The 17,466-nt window shown below is 33.9% G+C and carries 15 protein-coding genes and 1 pseudogene; 7 read left to right on the plus strand and 9 right to left on the minus strand.

The annotated features are described in order from the left end of the window. Positions 1-5 precede the first annotated feature (5 nt). On the plus strand, positions 6-959 hold the full coding sequence (locus DFR66_RS01080) for a 1-acyl-sn-glycerol-3-phosphate acyltransferase (RefSeq protein WP_114753014.1): 954 nt from the start codon (positions 6-8) through the stop codon (positions 957-959). On the opposite strand, the gene DFR66_RS01085 is transcribed toward DFR66_RS01080, so the two are convergent. From DFR66_RS01085 to recQ, 4 genes are read right to left on the minus strand one after another with little or no spacing between them, the layout of a single operon-like run. Next, positions 960-1,988, minus strand: a complete 1,029-nt coding sequence (locus tag DFR66_RS01085; RefSeq protein ID WP_114753015.1) for a VOC family protein — start codon at positions 1,986-1,988, stop codon at positions 960-962. It lies immediately after the preceding gene. Between the two features lie 14 nt (positions 1,989-2,002). Further along, positions 2,003-2,788 (minus strand): SDR family NAD(P)-dependent oxidoreductase, encoded by a 786-nt coding sequence (locus DFR66_RS01090; protein ID WP_114753016.1) that lies wholly within the window; start codon positions 2,786-2,788, stop codon positions 2,003-2,005. After that, the gene (locus DFR66_RS01095) at positions 2,778-3,482 is read right to left on the minus strand and encodes a TIGR04283 family arsenosugar biosynthesis glycosyltransferase (RefSeq protein WP_114753017.1); all 705 of its coding nucleotides are present in this window, start codon (positions 3,480-3,482) and stop codon (positions 2,778-2,780) included. Before DFR66_RS01095 ends, DFR66_RS01090 begins: the two co-directional genes overlap by 11 nt. A gap of 35 nt (positions 3,483-3,517) precedes the next feature. Continuing rightward, complete coding sequence (gene recQ / locus DFR66_RS01100) at positions 3,518-5,713, minus strand: DNA helicase RecQ (RefSeq protein WP_114753018.1); 2,196 nt, start codon at positions 5,711-5,713, stop codon at positions 3,518-3,520. An 84-nt stretch (positions 5,714-5,797) separates the two neighbouring features. On the opposite strand from recQ, the gene DFR66_RS01105 reads away from it, so the two are divergent. The 4 genes from DFR66_RS01105 (at position 5,798) to lptB (ending at position 8,771) form a co-directional block, all read left to right on the plus strand. Next, complete coding sequence (locus DFR66_RS01105; RefSeq protein ID WP_167400477.1) at positions 5,798-6,763, plus strand: KpsF/GutQ family sugar-phosphate isomerase; 966 nt, start codon at positions 5,798-5,800, stop codon at positions 6,761-6,763. Continuing rightward, positions 6,763-7,578 (plus strand): twin-arginine translocase subunit TatC, encoded by an 816-nt coding sequence (gene tatC / locus DFR66_RS01110; RefSeq protein ID WP_114753019.1) that lies wholly within the window; start codon positions 6,763-6,765, stop codon positions 7,576-7,578. The genes DFR66_RS01105 and tatC overlap by 1 nt, the downstream gene beginning before the upstream one ends. Further along, positions 7,571-7,924 (plus strand): carboxymuconolactone decarboxylase family protein, encoded by a 354-nt coding sequence (locus DFR66_RS01115; RefSeq protein WP_114753020.1) that lies wholly within the window; start codon positions 7,571-7,573, stop codon positions 7,922-7,924. Before tatC ends, DFR66_RS01115 begins: the two co-directional genes overlap by 8 nt. A gap of 106 nt (positions 7,925-8,030) precedes the next feature. After that, on the plus strand, positions 8,031-8,771 hold the full coding sequence (gene lptB, locus DFR66_RS01120; RefSeq protein ID WP_114753021.1) for an LPS export ABC transporter ATP-binding protein: 741 nt from the start codon (positions 8,031-8,033) through the stop codon (positions 8,769-8,771). A gap of 70 nt (positions 8,772-8,841) precedes the next feature. Here the strand turns inward: lptB and DFR66_RS01125 are convergent, their stop codons facing one another. Together DFR66_RS01125 and DFR66_RS01130 are read right to left on the minus strand one after the other, a co-directional pair. Next, positions 8,842-9,699, minus strand: coding sequence for a glycoside hydrolase family 25 protein (locus DFR66_RS01125; RefSeq protein WP_114753022.1), 858 nt, complete (start codon positions 9,697-9,699; stop codon positions 8,842-8,844). Positions 9,700-10,179: 480 nt separating this feature from the next. Further along, positions 10,180-10,881, minus strand: a pseudogene (locus tag DFR66_RS01130) (CDP-alcohol phosphatidyltransferase family protein); the annotation flags it as partial. 192 nt (positions 10,882-11,073) lie between these two features. On the opposite strand from DFR66_RS01130, the gene DFR66_RS01135 reads away from it, so the two are divergent. Both DFR66_RS01135 and DFR66_RS01140 read left to right on the plus strand, forming a co-directional pair. Next, complete coding sequence (locus DFR66_RS01135) at positions 11,074-12,144, plus strand: PorV/PorQ family protein (RefSeq protein WP_449404028.1); 1,071 nt, start codon at positions 11,074-11,076, stop codon at positions 12,142-12,144. Between the two features lie 25 nt (positions 12,145-12,169). Then, positions 12,170-13,309, plus strand: a complete 1,140-nt coding sequence (locus DFR66_RS01140) for a lipoprotein N-acyltransferase Lnb domain-containing protein (RefSeq protein ID WP_114753025.1) — start codon at positions 12,170-12,172, stop codon at positions 13,307-13,309. A 20-nt stretch (positions 13,310-13,329) separates the two neighbouring features. Here DFR66_RS01140 and DFR66_RS01145 read toward each other — a convergent pair whose 3' ends face one another. From DFR66_RS01145 to DFR66_RS01155, 3 genes are all read right to left on the minus strand, one after another. Then, positions 13,330-14,724, minus strand: coding sequence for an exopolysaccharide biosynthesis polyprenyl glycosylphosphotransferase (locus tag DFR66_RS01145; RefSeq protein WP_114753026.1), 1,395 nt, complete (start codon positions 14,722-14,724; stop codon positions 13,330-13,332). 218 nt (positions 14,725-14,942) lie between these two features. Further along, positions 14,943-16,289, minus strand: a complete 1,347-nt coding sequence (locus tag DFR66_RS01150; protein ID WP_114753027.1) for an O-antigen ligase family protein — start codon at positions 16,287-16,289, stop codon at positions 14,943-14,945. Next, entirely contained in the window at positions 16,286-17,386 is a 1,101-nt protein-coding gene (locus tag DFR66_RS01155) for a glycosyltransferase (RefSeq protein WP_242008610.1), read from the minus strand. Before DFR66_RS01155 ends, DFR66_RS01150 begins: the two co-directional genes overlap by 4 nt. Positions 17,387-17,466: the final 80 nt, after the last annotated feature.

Consider the following 17,466-nt stretch of genomic DNA (forward strand, 5'->3'; position numbering starts at 1 on the left):
TGTCTATGTATTATTTTTTTAAACTAGCAGCTTCTGTGGCTTTGCCATTGTACACCAAAAAAACGATAGCGCGTTTTCACGAGCCTTTTGTAGCAAATCAACCTACCATTTTAGCAAGCAATCATCCAAATTCTTTTTTTGATGCTGTCCTAATTGCTATACACTACCCGCAACCCATATATTTTTTGGCGCGCGGCGATGTATTTAAAAAGCCTTTGGTGGCAAAATTTTTAAAAGCCTTGCATCTAATTCCTATTTACCGATTAAGTGAAGGAAAAGAGAATTTGAGTAAAAACGATGATACATTTCAAACTTGTATAGATTTACTCCAACAGAATCAAACGATTTTAATTTTCTCAGAAGGAATTTGCAAAAACGAATGGCAACTACGCCCATTAAAAAAAGGAACTGCTCGATTGGCCCTCATGGCAGCTGAGGCTGGATTAACCAATGTTCGAATTCAACCTACTGCGATCAATTATTCTTCCTTTCGCAAAAACCCTAAAGAAATTGAAATACATTTTAATCAAAGTTTTTCGATTGATAAAAAAAAACCAGAGAACGAAGCCGTTTATTTCAATGATTTCAACCAAAAATTAAAAATTAGTATGACCACTAATTTATTGGTAAAAAGCGACACAAAGGATATTGCATTATTTCCAAAGCAAGTAATCTTACAAGCAAAACTTATAAAGTACATGGTTGCAATACCAGCCTTCGTAGGTTTTTTGGCTAATTATGGAATTTATTTCACGGTTAAAAAAATAGCCTTGCGAAAAACTAAGAATACTGTTTTTTACGACTCCGTGTTGTTTGGTATACTGTTGCTATTTTATCCAATTTTGGTAGCTTTTCTTGCTATAATTACGGGGGTACTTTTTAATTGGAGTGCAGCATTAATACTCTTTATAGGCATGCCCCTCAGTGCTTGGTTTTACAAAACCTATAAAAGTTTGTAATTACTTTACCTTACTTAAAGCTAGCATTTTTATCATCCATCTCGGCAAAGGTTTTTCTTGATTTCTTTTGCGAAGGTCTAAATACCAACCAATTTTTTTTAGAATAGGTACTTTGTGCGTTTCTACCAACTCAATTAAAGTACCATCTGGATCTTCAATATAACAAAATCTACCCGAGGCATTATCCATCGCGAAGGTATTGTTGCTATCTACTGTAAATTCTAATCCGTGAGTAGCTGCATGATTTTTCAAGGCATCCATGGCAATAACATCAAAACAAAGATGGATAAAACCACAATCGCCCCAAAACCTGTTTTCGTAAATTTTAGGTTGTTTCTGATCTAAATTTTGCAGCAATTCAACAGTTACATTTCCTAGCAAGGTATTGAATGCTCCTTTACCTGTTGCTGCTTTAGAAAGTCCTACTTTTCTAAAATTATGACCGTTTTCAGTGCAGAAATCATCGTATGTGATCGTATCAAGTCCTAAAATAGTTTGGTAAAAAGCAATTGATTTTTCCATATCGCTTACACCAATAACCGCTCCTACAACGCCACCCAAATCAAAATCATTATTTTGAAACCAATCGGTAGAGGGAATTATTTTAAAATGATTTGAGTCTGTATCGGTTACATAAAAATAAGGTTGACTATCAGGTCCTGATGCAATTGCACTCACAACCAAACCATCTATTACAGAGAGTCGTTGGTACGACTGTTTTAAATTTCGAGATTTTAAAATGGCCGCATTAATCCCTAAATGACCCAATGCAACCTGAGCACCTTGAGTTGGAGTTCTGTCTTTAAATTGCCAAATTTCTAAACCTCCACCGCCTTGCAAATTCATAGTCAAAATAGCACGTCGGCTGTATACAACTCCACCAGTATATTGCGCCATTAAACTTGCCTGAGCTTCATCATCAAAAATTAAAACATCCATTCCAAAAAGATGTTTATAAGTATGCATGGCTTTTGTCGCTTGATTAACTCCAATTCCTACTTGTTGAATTCCTGATAAATACTGATGCATAGACTGTTTATATTTTAATTTTGTAATCCTTTTTTATGTGCAATTTTATAATACAAAGCGGGACAAAACCACCATAGCCACAGCAAAATACGTTCAGCTTTGACAATTACGATTGCTTTTTTACCTTTTTGAATTCCTTTAATAATTTTTCGGGCGCAAATTTTTACGTTCATTCCCACTTCATTGTTGGCATCAGTAGTACCGTACTGCTGGCCATTGCCTTGTAGGGCATTTTTTGAAATCGGTGTGTCAATCCTTCCAGGATATACGATAGAATGCCGTACTTTGGTTTCAAGTAATTCACATTGTACCGTTTCGACATAACCTTTGATAGCGTGTTTAGAGGCTGCATAACCAGAACGCAATGGAAAACCCATTAATCCAGCTACACTGCTAATTATAACGCTATGGCCCGAGTTTTTCGCAACAAAATGAGGCAGCAAAGCCTGATTGATTGCAACTGGAGCAAAATAATTTATAGCCATTAATTTTTCATAAACAGCGATATCTGTTTCGGTAGCTTGAGCGCGCTGGCTAATACCAGCACTTTGAATCACAAAATCAATACGCCCGTAACAAGACAAAGCCTCGTCAACCAATGCAGGAATTCCTTTTAAATCTAATAAATTATAAACTAGTATTTTTGATTTTTGCAACTGTAGCTGCAATTCACTTAACAAACTTTGATTGGAAGACGTTAAAATCAAAATTGCTCCTAACGCATCAAATTGCAAAGCAAGCTCCTTTCCTATCCCTGACGATGCGCCTGTAATCCAAACTACTTTGTCTTTAAAATGCATTTTTACGATAATTTAAAAGATGTTTGTAGGTGGTCACCATATCAGTTTGAGAGGCTCCTTTTTTATACATGCGTACAATTTTTAAATTAGCCAACTGCACGGTTAACCATGTATTATCAGTATATTTTCGAGCAGAAACCATGGTCGCTTTAGGAATTAATTTGAATTTTCCTTGTTCCCAAATTCGAGCAATAAAATCATAGTCCTCCATGATAAACATCTGCTCTTTGTACGAACCCACGCGCTCCCACAGTGCTTTGGTTACAAAAATTCCTTGGTCACCTCCTCTAAAAAACAAATAATTGAAGCGTGTAAAAAAGGCATTAACTTTTAACAGAAAACTATCGGAATCAAATTTCGTGCGGAAACTTCCGCAATTATACCCTTGAGCGAAGGCTTTTTGTAGTGATATATAACAATCTGCAGGAGGCAAACTATCAGCATGTAAGAAAAAATACACTTCCCCTGATGCCATTTGCACGCCAAAATTCATTTGCCCGGCGCGTCCTTTTACAGGCGAAAGGACTGCTACTACACCTAATTTTTCAGTAATTTGTAACGTGTCATCCGTGCTACCGCCATCAGAAATAATGATTTCACAATTCGAAGGCGGTATAATTTTTTGCAAATGCAAGATTGTGTTTTCTATTATGAGCGCTTCATTGTAAGTTGGAATAATTATGCTGATGACCATATATTTGGGGTAGAAAAAAATTCTTGAGATAGTAATTAATTCGCCACTTCGCTGATGAATTTAATTCGCATCAAGCGCAATTCATCAATATCATAATCGCCATCAAATTCTTTGAGAGCGTTTTCAATATTATCAGATTCTGATTCCATGAAATAATCGTGAATTTCTTCCTGTTGATCATCGTCAAGCATGTCATCAATCCAATATTTTATATTCAGTTTAGTTCCAGAATAAACGATTTGTTCCATTTCTTTAATCAAAGTATCCATATTGAGACCTTTAGCCGAGGCTATATCATCGAGAGACAATTTCCTATCAATATTTTGAATAATATAAAGTTTATTCACTGAATTTACCCCTGTAGATTTTACTACTAAATCCTCCGGACGAATGATATCATTATCATCTACATATCGGCTGATTAACTCTAAGAATTCTTTTCCGTATTTTTTAGCTTTTCCTTCTCCTACACCATGAATATTAACTAACTCTTCTTGAGATACAGGATATTTCAAAGCCATATCTTCTAATGATGGATCTTGAAAAACCACAAATGGAGGAACACTTAATTTTTTAGCAACTTTTTTACGTAAATCACGAAGCATACCCATCAATAATTCATCAGCAGTTCCTGTAGATTTAGAGGCGGTTACAATCGCTTCGTCCTCAGATTCATTGTATTCATGATCTTCAGACATCATAAAAGACTCTCGATTATTAATAAAATCCAACCCCTTCTGAGTAATTTTTACAATACCATACGTTTCAATATCTTTCGATAAAAATCCAGCAACAAGAACTTGACGCAGTAAGGCCATCCAATATTTTTCGTCATGATCTGAACCACATCCAAAAAAAGACTGAGTATCTGTTCTATGTGCCTTAATAACGGCATTGACACGGCCAATCAAGGTAAAAACAACTTCTTTTGATTTGTAAAGATGCTTCGTATCTCTAACTACTTCTAACAATTGTACTACTTGATTAACGGCTTCAACTTTTGTTTTTGGATTTCGAATATTATCATCCATGTCAGCACCATCACCATTAACATCATCAAATTCTTCACCGAAATAATGAAGCAGAAATCTCCTTCTGGACATAGAGGTTTCAGCATAAGCCACAACTTCCTGCAACAGAGCAAATCCAATTTCCTGTTCCGCAACGGGTTTCCCCGACATAAATTTTTCTAATTTTTCGACATCTTTATAGGAGTAATACGCTAAACAGTGACCTTCACCACCATCGCGACCCGCACGACCAGTTTCTTGATAGTAACTTTCTAATGATTTTGGAATATCATGATGAATTACAAAACGAACATCTGGTTTGTCAATTCCCATCCCAAAAGCAATAGTTGCCACGACCACATCTACATCTTCCATCAGAAACATATCCTGATGTTTGGCACGAGTTTTAGCATCTAATCCTGCATGATAAGGAACGGCACTTATACCGTTTACTTGCAAAACTTCGGCAATAGCCTCCACTTTTTTGCGGCTTAAACAATAAATAATTCCTGACTTACCCTTGTGTTGTTTTATGAAACGAATAATGTCCGATTCTATATTTTTAGTTTTAGTACGAACTTCGTAATACAGATTAGGTCTGTTAAATGATGCTTTAAATGTTTTAGCATCAGACATATCTAAGTTTTTAAGGATATCTTCCTGTACTTTAGGTGTTGCTGTTGCAGTAAGCCCAATTATAGGAACATCACCCAACTGCTTGATAATATGTTTTAAATTTCTATATTCAGGTCTAAAATCATGTCCCCATTCCGAAATACAATGTGCTTCATCAATAGCTACAAAAGAAATAGTCACATTTTTAAGAAAGTTTACATATTCCTCCTTAGTCAAAGACTCAGGTGCAACATATAATAACTTTGTCAATCCTGAAGTAATATCTTTTTTTACCTGTGCAATTTCGGTTTTGGTCAGCGATGAGTTTAAAACATGCGCCACACCATTTTCAGAAGACAAACTTCTGATGGCATCCACTTGATTTTTCATTAGAGCAATAAGAGGCGAAACTACTATAGCAGTTCCCTCTTGAATTAAAGCAGGTAATTGATAACAAAGTGATTTTCCTCCTCCTGTGGGCATTATCACAAATGTATTCTTTTGGTTTAGGATACTTTTTATGACTTGTTCCTGCAATCCCTTAAATTGGCTAAAGCCAAAATACTTCTTTAATTCTTTGTGTATGTCAATTTCGTTTGGATTCATTCTTTATTATGTGGTATTTTGTATAAATTTGCAACACCTAAGGTACAAATTTCTTTTACACATACAAATTTTAATTATTCTGTTTTGATATCTAAAGAAAATATATTGGCTAGTGCCAAAAAAACAATTTTATCGGAAAGCCAATCTATTGCCAAACTAATTGATTTTCTTGATGAAAACTTCATTGATGCTACACAAAACATCTATAATTCCAAAGGAAGATTAGTAGTTACAGGGATAGGAAAAAGTGCTATTATTGCCCAAAAAATGGTAGCTACTTTTAATTCTACTGGAACGCCATCGCTTTTTCTTCATGCCTCAGAGGCTATTCACGGGGATTTAGGAATGATACAAAATGACGATACTATCATTTGTATTTCAAAAAGTGGCAACAGCCCCGAGATTAAGGTTTTAGTACCATTATTAAAACGGTTTGGGAATACATTGATCGCAATTACTGGAAATACTGATTCTTTCCTTGCTAAAGGTTCTGATTTTGTTTTAAACACCACAGTAGATACAGAAGCTTGTCCTAACAACCTTGCCCCAACAAATAGCACCACTGCACAACTAGTGATGGGTGATGCCCTTGCCGTTTGCCTGATGGAAATGCGCAATTTCAAACCCGAAGATTTTGCAGTTTATCATCCTGGAGGCGCATTGGGCAAAAAATTATTGTTGCGTGTTAAAGACATGTTAGAACACACACTGAAACCTATGGTATCGCCTGACGCATCAATAAAAAAAGTAATTTTTGAAATTTCCGAAAAACGTCTTGGCGTAACTGCGGTTGTTGATCAAGATAAAGTTATAGGTATTATTACCGATGGAGACATTCGAAGAATGTTAAACGACAGAGATTCTTTTGCTGATTTGACTGCCAAAGACATTATGACCAAAAATCCCAAATTAATACCATCTACTGCTATGGTTGTAGATGCATTAAACATATTAGAAGACTTCTCCATCACACAATTAGTAGTAGTTGACAATGGCGAATACAAAGGAGTATTACACTTACACGATATTTTAAAAGAAGGAATAATATAATGACAAAAAAAAACTTAAACGAAATGTCGTTTTTAGATCATCTTGAAGAATTAAGATGGTTATTGGTTCGAAGCACCGTTGCAATATTAATTTTGGCAACCATCACTTTTTTTATTAGTGATTATATTTTTGATGTTATCATTTTTGGCCCCACAAATGCTAATTTTGTTACTTATCGCTTTTTTTGTGACCTGTCAAATCAATTGGGCATTGCCGAAACTATCTGCGTGACCGATATGCCTTTTATTATCCAAAACACGAATATGGAGGGGCAAATCAACGTTTTGATTTGGACTTGTATTACCGCTGGATTTATCCTAGGTTTTCCATTTATCTTGTGGGAAGTATGGAAATTTATCAGTCCTGCTTTATATGAATCTGAAAAAAAGCACGCTAAACTTTTTATATTCTCCTCCTCTTTGCTGTTCTTTTTGGGAGTATTATTTGGCTATTATATGATTGTACCCATGTCAGTTAACTTTTTTGCTACATTTACCATCAGTACTGTTGTCAAAAATCAGTTCAGCATTGACTCCTACATTGGTTTAGTAAAAACAAGTGTAATCGCTTGCGGGTTATTCTTCGAATTGCCAATAATAATTTATTTTCTGACCAAATTAGGATTAGTAACACCTGTTTTCCTAAGGAAATACTGGAAATATGCCGTAATCATTATTCTTATAGTGGCAGCAATTGTAACTCCACCAGATGTGGTAAGTCAGATTATAGTAACCATCCCGATGTTGTTAATTTATGAAGCGAGTATCTTAATTTCAAAAATAGTAGTAAAAAATCAAAAAAAAGTAAATGGCTGATATAATAGAAGAATTCAACGAGTACCGTTCAAGAATGAACGAAAAATTATTGGCAGACAATAATAAAATTGTAAAACGCATCTTCAATTTAGATACCAATGCTTATGCCGCTGGCGCTCTAGATGTAAAAACCAAAGAGTTACTGGGATTAGTGGCTTCGGCAGTTTTACGTTGTGATGATTGCGTAAAATACCATTTGGAAACCAGTCATAAAGAAGGCGTTACCAAAGAAGAAATGATGGAAGCTATGGGAATTGCAACGCTAGTTGGCGGAACAATCGTAGTGCCACATTTAAGAAGAGCGTATGAATTCTGGGAAGCACTGGAAGAAAACGCAACCAAATAATTTGTTAAGAAGTTGAATCGTTTAATTGTTTATTCGTTTATTTGACACGATTAAACAATTAAACGATTAAACAGTCAACCAGTTTAAACGATTAAACTAAAAAAAAATGAAATTAAGAGCCGAAAATCTAATTAAAACCTATAAAGGACGCAGTGTTGTGAAAGGCATTTCGGTAGAAGTAAATCAAGGCGAAATCGTAGGGCTTTTGGGACCTAATGGTGCTGGAAAAACTACTTCTTTTTATATGATTGTAGGATTGGTTAAACCTAATTCAGGCAATATATTTCTAGATGATTTGAATATTACCGATTATCCTATGTACAAAAGAGCGCAACAGGGAATTGGTTACTTAGCACAAGAGGCATCCGTTTTTAGAAAATTAAGCATTGAAGATAACATCCTAAGTGTATTGCAATTAACAAAACTTACCAAAGCAGAACAAGTGGCTAAAATGGAAAGTTTAATCGAAGAATTCAGCTTAGAACATATTCGAACTAATCGTGGTGATTTACTCTCTGGAGGAGAGCGCCGTCGTACTGAAATTGCACGTTGTTTGGCAACTGATCCAAAATTCATCTTATTAGATGAGCCTTTTGCAGGTGTCGATCCTGTGGCTGTAGAAGACATTCAAAGAATTGTAGCGCAATTAAAAAACAAAAATATCGGTATACTTATTACCGATCACAATGTACAGGAAACCTTAGCTATTACGGACAAAACCTATCTTATGTTTGAAGGTGGAATCCTAAAAGCCGGAATGCCCGAAGAATTAGTAGAAGACGAAATGGTACGTCGCGTATATCTTGGACAAAATTTCGAATTAAGAAAGAAAAAATTGGAGTTTTAGAAAAGTGGTCAGTGATCAGTTTAAAAAAAGTAATCAGTATTCTACATTTTTTTTCATTATTCACTAAAAACTACTCCAAAGTAATAAACTGCAACTGTTGCAAATCACCATTATAAATATTGACATCAACATTGCCTTTTATTCCAGGAACTGATGCTTTTTCGGTAAATTGCCAAAACAACCATTCTTCAGCTATTTCCTCTCTGTAGAAATTATAATTGGCAATCCAAAAAAGATAATCGCTGAATTCTTCTTTTAAAAAATCATCATAATACCGCTCGCCGGTATAGATAATAGGCTTTACTCCGTAATGCGATTCTACAGCATTTAACCATCTTTTCAAACCTAATTTAAGATTTTCTATCGACTGATTTTTAGGCAATTTTTCAATGTCTAAAACGGGTGGTAAATCACCTTTTTGAAGTGTAACTGTTTTAATAAAAAGTTCGGCTTGTTCTATTGAATTTTCGTTAGGACGGTAATAATGATAGGCACCACGAATCATTTTATTTTCTTTGGCGCCAAGCCAATTCCTATTAAACTGCCTGTCTTTCCTGTCTTTTCCCACCGTTGCACGAATAAACACAAAATGCAGCGGATATTTATTTTCTAAAGTGTCGACATAAGTCCATCGGATTTTTCCTTGATATTCAGAAACATCGATACCAATACTTTTCCCCTCGTGTTTTTCTAAAACTTGGAAATTCCGAACATCTGAAATGCGCTTGGCTTCGGTTTCTTCTCTTAGAATTTTATCCGTTTTAAAACTAAAATAGTACGCTAAGCCATTTCTATAATGATACCCAAACGCAAGCGTCAATAGCAGTAGGAGACTAACAATAGAATACCGTAAGACCTTTCCGGAGAATACCGTTTTGTTCTTTTTTGGCTTACGGCTATAAGTGGTTCTTGTATTTTTTTTCTTCATACTATGAAATGATCTTTCTCTAAAAAAATTAATCGTGTTTTGAAATTTTATTAGAAATGCTTTTCAAAATTAACAACCTTTAATTCAAAACCTCCAATACCTCTTCATCTTTAACAGAAAATTTTCTTTTCAACTTTTGTATCAAATTTCGAGAACTTGAGTATATTATTATTGTTTACGACCAAATAAAGAAAAAGGAATTGCTAATATTAAATGAGTCAATGCTATACAAGCATACAAATTATTTATTCCAAACATTTTAAACATCCAATAAATTTCTGCTAAAAAAGGCAAAAATAAAGATAATATGCCACTAAAAAAGCCTGTTTCAGTAAAGGCAATGATAACCGTCCAGATATGAGTAATTATTGCAGTTATAATAAATATCCCATAAAGAGAAGTGAAAATTACTTTCATCTTTATAATATTTTTACTCTCCGTTTTAACAATTTCTTCTTGCACAATTGTTCGACTTGAAACTTTATTATTCACTACTGAAAGCAAAACATAAAAGAGAATCACTAAAGGAATTCCTAGATATTCGAGGAAAATCAATAACAAAAGAGAACAAATCAAAAAGACAATTTGAAGTGTATTATCTTTAAAATTGAACTTTTTTATTTTTAAGGAGAATAATGGAATTTCAGCGTTTAAGATGTATGCACTTAATATCGATATTGCCAATAAAACCCATTGATTTGTCAATATTTCGATTACAAATATCGATTCGGTGTATTTTAAAACCAAAGGCAGACTTAAAATAAACAACGCATTGGCAGGAGTTGGTAAACCAATAAAAGAATCCGTTTGGCGGGTATCAATATTAAAATTTGCTAATCGGAAACAAGAACCTAAGGTTATCAAAAATCCTAAATAAGGAAAAATTTGTAAATGACCAATCACAGCTGTTGATGAATTATCGATCATCATTTGAGACATCACTAAACCTGGCACAACGCCACTGGTAACCATATCTGCCAGAGAATCTAACTGCAATCCAAGTGGACTCGACACGTTGAATAATCGAGCAAAAAAACCATCAAAAAAATCTAAAAAAATCCCGAGGCACACAAAAAAGAAAGCCATTTCAAAATTTTGGTTAAAAGCAAAAACAAGCGCAATACAACCGCAAAAAAGATTTAGTAAAGTAATGATATTAGGAATGTGCTTTTTAATAGTCATAATTATAAATTTAGTGAACCACAGTTGGCAAATTTAGTATAATAAGTCAAGGAGAAGTGAGTTTTTTAATAGAGTTTTTTCAACAGTGCTTTCTTGTTTGTATATATTTATCCAAAGGAAGAAATAAGCTCAGTAAAAAATTATATTTTTGATGAAATTTAAAAGAATTTTTCGCCTGTAAAAATAACCCCATTGAAAAAAAGCTTCTTAATAGTATTAGTTTTGATTAGTACGCTAAATTACAGTCAAGCCGTCAGAAAATATTCGAATGAGTTTATGAATATTGGAGTGGATGCGGCTGCATTAGGTATGTCTAATACTGTAGTGGCCACAACGGGTGATGTAAATTCCGGATATTGGAATCCTGCAGGGCTTATTCATCTAGAGGACCATCAGGTATCATTAATGCATGCAAATTATTTTGCTAATATAGCCCAATATGACTACTTGGCCTACGCAAGTCCTATAGATGACCGCAGCGCTTGGGGAATTTCATTAATCCGTTTTGGAGTTGATGACATATTAAACACCACAGAACTTATTGACAGCCAAGGCAATATTGACTACAACAGAATCAGTCTTTTCTCGACTGCTGATTATGGCTTTACTTTTTCTTATGCTCGAAAACTCCCTGTTCCTGGGTTTCAATATGGTGTAAACGCAAAAGTTATCCGACGAATCATCGGTAAATTTGCTAATTCCTGGGGTTTTGGATTTGATATTGGATTACAATTCGAAAAGAACAACTGGCAATTTGGATTAATGCTTCGGGATATAACCACCACGTACAACGTTTGGAATATAGATGAAGACGAATATCAAAAAATTTCGAATTCCATTCCAGGGGAGAATCAAGAGTTGCCAGAGAGCACTGAGATTACGGCTCCAAAAGCACAATTAGGAATCGCAAAAAAATTCATCATTAGATACGATTACAGTATTTTGGCTGCAGCCAATATGAATATGAGATTTGCCAAAACGAATGATATTATCTCAACTGATTTTGTCAGCATCGATCCAGCAGCAGGTCTTGAATTTGGTTATTCTGATTTGGTATTTGTAAGGGCGGGCGTAGGAAATTTTCAAAATGTACAACAACTGGACAATACCGAAAAGGTAGGTTTTCAGCCAAATATAGGTTTAGGATTCAAATACAAAGGCATCCAGATAGATTATGCACTAACAGATTTAGGAAATCAAAGTACAGCTTTGTATTCTAATATTTTTTCTGTAAAAGTAGATTTGGCAATGTTTAGAAATTAATTTAAAAACAACAATACCACTAAAAATGAATATAGCCTCTTTTAAAAAGATAGTTCTTTTCGTACTCTTGATTTCAGTTAACAGCACTATTTTTGGGCAAAACATAAAATTATCACAAAACACTAAGATTAGCGTAATAACTTGTGGAACGGGTAATGAATCTTATTCACTTTTTGGACACACTGCAATTCGAGTTCGCGACACCATCAACGCTATTGATGTGGTGTACAATTATGGCGCTTTTGATTTTAACACTCCAAATTTTGTTATGAAATTCATAAAAGGCGACTTACAATATTTTGCTGTAGTGCACTCCTTTCCTGAATTTATCAATCAATATCAATATGAAAAAAGATCCGTTTACGAGCAGGAATTAATTATTCCACTCCCGTTGAAGCAGAAACTATTTGACAACCTGAATACTTCTTTAGCCTCTGGCGATAGTCATTATACCTATAAGTTTATTGATAAAAACTGCACATCGATGGTTGTTGACATCATCAACAAAACGTTAGGCACAGTCGCAATTGTAAAAAACGCAGATACTGATATCACCTACAGAACAATCCTTTATCCTTATTTTGACAATCACTTTTACGAAAAATTAGGGACGAGTATAATCTTTGGAAAAAAAGTAGATGGTATGGGAACACATCTATTTTTGCCTTTTGAACTGCAAAAAAGCCTAAAAAACACATCTTTTCAGAACCATCCACTGGCACAGGAAAACAAAACATTACTAGAATTCGAGAAAACAGCTCCTACCTCTTGGTGGAATAATTGGTACACCTATATCCTATTCCTTATGTTTATTGTACTTATAAATAAGAGAAGTATCGATTTATTTTACCTCATTCTAGTAGCAATTATAGGCGCGTTTTTTACGTTTGCAGGATTTTATTCGTTGCATTTAGAGTTAGGATACAACTATAATATTTTACTTTTTAATCCAACTTTGTTAGGATTGCTTTATTTTTATTGGAAAAAAAACAAAAAAGGAATTTACAATTTGGCGTTATTCAATATGTTATCTTTAGGAATTTATTTTTTTGTAATAATCAACAAAGCTCATTTATTTCTAGTGTTGCCAATAATAATTACAAGCGGAATCATTTTAGTAAGACTGGCGATTCAAAATAAAAAACGAATTCCAATTATCATTTAGAATATGTTACTTATAAAATGCTATTGTCCCCTATAAAATAAAACAGTTGTGATTGTTTTAAAAGCAATATTTAAATCTAGAAAAATACTTCTGTGTTTGATGTAATACAAGTCGTATTGAAGTTTGATCAAACTGTCATCAATAGTGGCACCATAAGCATAGTTTACTTGAGCCCATCCCGTAAGACCTGGTTTTATAATATGTCTGGTTTCATAAAAAGGCATAATTTCAGCAATTTCCTTTACAAAAAAAGGGCGCTCAGGTCGAGGGCCAATAACAGCCATATCTCCTTTTAAGATATTAATAAATTGCGGAAATTCATCAATTCTGGTTTTTCTTAAAAATTTACCGAATGCTGTCACCCGAGAATCATTAGTAGTGGTAAAAACTGCTCCGTTAGATTCGGCGTTTCTGACCATAGTCCTGAATTTTAAAATTTTAAAAACCACGCCATCTTTACCTACACGTTCTTGGGTATAAAACAGCTTTCCCCTATTTCCTATTGCATTTCCAATCAGTATAAATGGCAACAACAGCAATCCCACACACAATCCAAGCACCGAAGTACTAATTTCAAAAATACGAGCTGCAATTAAATACAGCTTATTGTGATTGCTTCTGCTAAAAGGGAAAAATCGGTAAAAATCTCTGGACATATAATGTACCGGAATACGTTGTGTTTTACTTTCGTAGACCTGTGTATATTCTCGAATTATAGTTCCAGACTCCAGTAAATGAAGTAATTGTTGATACAAATCAGCCGTTATTCCATCTGTTTTTTGGGAAGCAATAACAATTTCGGATATAGAGTTTTGTTTTACAAAAGAAAACAATTTATCCTGCTTTATTTTTTTAAAGTAAGGATATTCGACTGTCTCATCTTCAGGGGCATCAGCATTGACGAATGCAATAATTTTATAATGAGGATCGATATTTACTAACCCGGATACTAACTCTTCTACTTGTTCATTATCACAGATTAAAACGGCGTTTTGCAAAAAACGAGTTGAGGCTAAAAACGAGACATAAAACATTCGCCAGAAAAATAAAGCCAAAAAAACTACAATATAAAACAAAACAATCTGAATTCTTTTAGAGGGAAGTGTTGGCGAATAAATGGGTGTCAGCAAGTATACTAAAACAGTCGTTGAAACAGTGAGAATAGTGCTCTTTAGTACCTGAAATTGATTACTGGCAACCTGAAGATTATACATTTCGAAGATTGTCCCAAAAAGATTAATATAAACGCCCAGAATTAGCATCCAATACAAATTATTGGTAGACGAAACAAAATAATCAAAATCAAATATATTTCCAATGGCAAACAAAGAACCAAAAACAAAAATTACATCAAAAACGCGGAGAATCATCTTTCGTTCTGATATTTCAAAATGCATTTTATCGACTGAAAACATAGGTGGTATTTACGTTTAGGACTGCAATTTAGTTCTTTTGCCTTGAAGTAAATGGTAGAAATATTATTTTTTTTAACAAAATTTTAATAGTGACTATTTTACTACAACACGAAAAAAAAAGTAATGCCGTAATAAAGCAATTCTCGTTTTTTATCAAATTATAAAACGAGTTTTAAAAAAAAAATTCGGAATACACTTAATCAATAAAATAGAGAAACTCAATCAATCCTGTTTTTTCTTGTCGGAAACCCTAGTTGCACATTCAGCAAAGACAGAGAATAAACAAATGCAGGAGCCGCAGTTCGCATAGCAGCATGATTAATGGTTAACAACCAAAATACAACAAAACATAATAAGAACAGATTGAACTTATTTTCAAAATACAAAACAAAAGGAGTGAAAAATAAAATTAATAAAGCTAACACTCCTAATGAACCATGTTCCGCTAGCATACGTGTAATTTCATCATGTGACAAAGCCGCCCCAGGCATGTCTATTTTTCTTACTTCTACTCCTTTACCGACACCTACGCCAAAAATAGGATTCTTTAAAAAAATATTAATTTCATCCGTTGCTATTTCCTCTCTTCCAGTCAATTGACTTTTTTTTGCCCTTCCAGCGGCATCTTGATTTGCATAACGCTTATCAATAAGCCCACCTGTTTGAAACGACGTGTATGACCAAGTTGCAAATAGTGCGATTACTAATAAAACTATGATATAATTTAATTTTACCCTACCAGCAAAATTAGATTTAAAATACAAAAAAAACAGTAGTAAAAGAACCATCAAAAAACCGGTAATCATTCCTCCACGAGAAAAAGTAATCATTCCCCTATAAGTTATATTTAAGGCTATAAAAACATTAATTAAAATTTGAAATTTTGACTTAGAATCCAATATGATACGGGAGAAAAAAACAAACATTCCCAAGCCGAGAATGGTAGCTACTTGATTAGGTCCATAACCACCAGAAGTTTCATAATTAGATTGTGTACTGGTGATAATATCTCTAACATTTGGGGTATAAAGAGTCAAATACACCATACAAGTTACAATTGGCAAACCCATACTTAACAAAATATTATTAGTGTCTTCTAATGAAATTTTTCGTCTGTAAGTATACAAGGATGCAATACCAAGGCAAACGGGACCAGATATATTAAAAGCGATTGCTTTTCGAATATCAGTACCTAAATCCAATGCAAAAGTTGAAATTACGATACTAGGAACCAATAATATTAAAAAAAGCCAATATGGAGCAAAACCCTTAGAAAGTCCACTAAAATACATTCCTATAAAGATAAAAACCATCACGCCATATTTGGAAATTTCATACAAAGGATTACCATTCGTCATCCTCAAAAAAACTTCACTTCCTACAATATAGGCAGCTGCAATAAGTGCTTCGTTATTTCTATTTTGGCTTTTAATAACATAATAGATCCCAAAAATAAAAATGAAATATCCATATATTTTTGAAACAAAAGGAACGGCATACACCATTAACCCAATAACGACATGGAAAAGAATTAAAAACAAATAGGATTGATCCTCTTTTTTCATTTACAACTATTAATTAACCAATTTAAATATACTGCAATAACAGCTTTTTTTGAATAATGATCCTGTACCTTTTTATAAAGCAAATTGCCAAACTCAAGCTGCTGAAACTCACTATCTATTAATGCACCTAATGCTTCGTAAAACAAATGCTCATTTTGAGGAGCCACAAGAAAACCGTTTTCTCCATTGACAATCAACGAGGATATTTCTCCTACATCTGTAACAACAACAGGTTTTTTTGATTGTCCGTATTCTAAAAGAGCTACAGGCAGACCTTCAGATTGAGATGTTAAAATCCCGATTGCAGCTTGTTGTAAAATATTTTCAATATCGGATTTGGTACCGTAAAGAAACACATTTTTTTCTAAATCAAAAGAAACTATAAGGTCCTTAATTTTTTGAGAATAAACATCATCAAAATCTTTTCCGACCAAATGAAAAGTCCACTCTGGATGAGATATTTTTAGTTTACGAGCTACTTTTAACAATAAAAAGTGATCTTTCTGTACTCTGAGATTAGCTAAACATACGATTCGCTTTCCTTCGATTCCTTTCAATACAGTAAGGACAGTGCTATAATTACCCTCAGTAGGGAAATTAGGTAAATAGACCGTGTTCTTAAAATTCATTTTTTGCTCAGCCCAAACTTTCAATTTTTCATTTACGGATATAATTCCACTAAAAAAAGGCAACGTAATTTTTAAAGCACCTATTGGTCTTTTGGATAAAAACTCACTATCCCCATAATGGTCGTGCCATATTAATTGTATCGAAGGATGAACTAATTTCAATAAAAAAGCAAGAAAAAATGAGGTACTGTGAGCTTGTACAACAGACACTTTATGCTGCTTCACATAATTTCTAAGCCTATAAAGTGCTTTTAAATCAACAACTTTATTTCTATTCAAAAATAAATATGATACCCCTTCGTCAACCTGACTTAAAAGTGGTCCTTCTTTGCGACTAACCACTAATCCGGAAAACTCAATCGTAGGCAATAGTGCATTAGCATAACTCACTGCCATACGCTCAGCACCACCTGCCTCAAGAGAATCTATAATTTGAATGATTCTTATTTTATGATTGTTATGTTGCATCTTGCTACTCTAGGCTTATTTATTGTTCTCTTAATTGAGGCGTCTTTCATTTGGCCACTCCCTTTGCTACTGCCTTTAAA

This window comes from Flavobacterium glaciei (assembly GCF_003350545.1).
GTDB classification, from domain to species: domain Bacteria; phylum Bacteroidota; class Bacteroidia; order Flavobacteriales; family Flavobacteriaceae; genus Flavobacterium; species Flavobacterium glaciei.